Raw genomic sequence first — 1549 nt, 5'->3', positions numbered from 1 at the left:
CAGCCCTCGGCGTCGGCCGGGCGCATCTTGATGATGCGGTCAGGGTCCTGCACCATGCCGCTCTGGCCCGATCCGCGCTTGATCTGGTCGATATGGTCCATGCCTTCGATCACCTGCCCCACGATGGTGTACTGGCCATCGAGATGCGGGGAGGGCTCGAACATGATGAAGAACTGGCTGTTGGCGCTGTCCGGGTTCATGGTGCGGGCCATGCCCACCGTGCCACGCTCGAACTTGGCCTTGTTGGTGAATTCGGCCTTCAGGTCCGGCAGCTTGCTGCCCGATGTGCCGGTGCCCGTCGGGTCGCCGCCCTGGGCCATGAAGCCATGGATCACACGGTGGAAGGGGGTGTTGTCATAAAACCCTTCCGCCGCCAGCGTGCGGATACGCTCGGCCGCCAGCGGGGCGATATCGGGGCGCAGGCGGATCACCACCGGCCCTGTCTTGAGCTCGACGTTGATCAGGTCGGACTTGTTTTCTGTAGCAGACATCGTGATCCGTTTCGTAAATGAAGGGTGTGGGAAAGCCGGGCCGCGTGCGTGCCCGGCCTGTCAGCCACGCAGGCGCGTAAGGATGTGCCGCGTGTAAAGGGTGGGACAAAGGTGGAAATGTCCCCATCCAGCCGGGCTATTTCCTTCACCAGCCGGGAGGAGATGTACTGATGCCCCTCCCGCGCCATGAGGAACACCGTGTCAATATCGGGCGCCAGATGCTGGTTCATACCAAACATCTGGTTCTCGTATTCGAAATCCGCAACCGCCCGCAGCCCGCGAATGATTGCATGTGCCCCATGCGTACGCGCCGCATGCACCACCAGCCCGGTAAAACCCACCACGGTAATGGGGATGGCGCGCCCGGCGTTGAGGGGGGCGATATCGGTGCGCAGGCACAAAAGCCGCTCCTCCAGCGGGAGGAGGGGGTGCTTGTCCCGGTTCTCGGCCACGCCGACCACCAGCCGGTCCATCAGTCCCGCCGCACGTTCGATGATATCCATGTGCCCGCTGGTGACGGGATCGAACGTGCCGGGATAGAAGCCGGTGCGCGACGCCGGGGCCTCAGTCATCCTGCCCCGCATCGGCCTCGGGTGGGGTGGCGTCGCCATCGGTCGGGGTGTCGTCCTCCCCTTCCTCATCCCCGTCATCCATGACCGGGAAGACGCTGGTGACTTCCTCGGTATCGTTCAGGCGGAACAGGGTCACGCCACTGGCCTGGCGCGACATGACGCGCACCTGGTCAATGGGCAGGCGGATCAGGCGGCCCGCGTCGGTCACCAGCATGACATCCGTGCCGTCCAGCACCGGCAGCGTCGCCACCACGGCGTTGCCGCGCTTGTTGGCGGAAAACGTCATGTTGTTGATGCCCTGCCCGCCGCGCCCGCTCACCCGGTAGTCATAGGCGGAGGACCGGCGGCCAAAGCCCGCGTTGCTGACGATCAGCAGCACTTCCTCCGCCGCTTCCAGCTCGGTGAAGCGCTCGGGGGAAAGCGGCAGGTCTTCGGCGGCTTCGCTGTCGTCGTGCGCCATGGCCTCCTCGGCGTCCTCCTCGCCGG

Annotated in this window: 3 protein-coding genes; all 3 read right to left on the bottom strand. The window is 65.2% G+C overall.

Annotated elements, in window-relative coordinates; genetic code table 11:
* Positions 1–491: peptidylprolyl isomerase (locus tag JCM25156_RS16260; RefSeq protein ID WP_025813949.1), on the bottom strand; the 491-nt coding region annotated here is incomplete at its 3' end.
* Positions 461–1063 carry a pantetheine-phosphate adenylyltransferase gene (gene coaD, locus JCM25156_RS25455; RefSeq protein ID WP_025813948.1) on the bottom strand — a complete coding sequence of 201 codons (603 nt, stop codon included), beginning with the start codon at positions 1061–1063 and terminating at the stop codon, positions 461–463. The genes JCM25156_RS16260 and coaD, both read right to left, overlap by 31 nt.
* The coding region (locus JCM25156_RS25450; protein ID WP_034960444.1) for a DNA gyrase C-terminal beta-propeller domain-containing protein at positions 1056–1549 on the bottom strand (494 nt) is incomplete at its 5' end. The genes JCM25156_RS25450 and coaD, both read right to left, overlap by 8 nt.

It is taken from the genome of Komagataeibacter kakiaceti JCM 25156, assembly GCF_000613305.1.
Note: the sequence above shows the minus strand (reverse complement) of the source record. Positions and strands in the feature narration are given on the sequence as shown.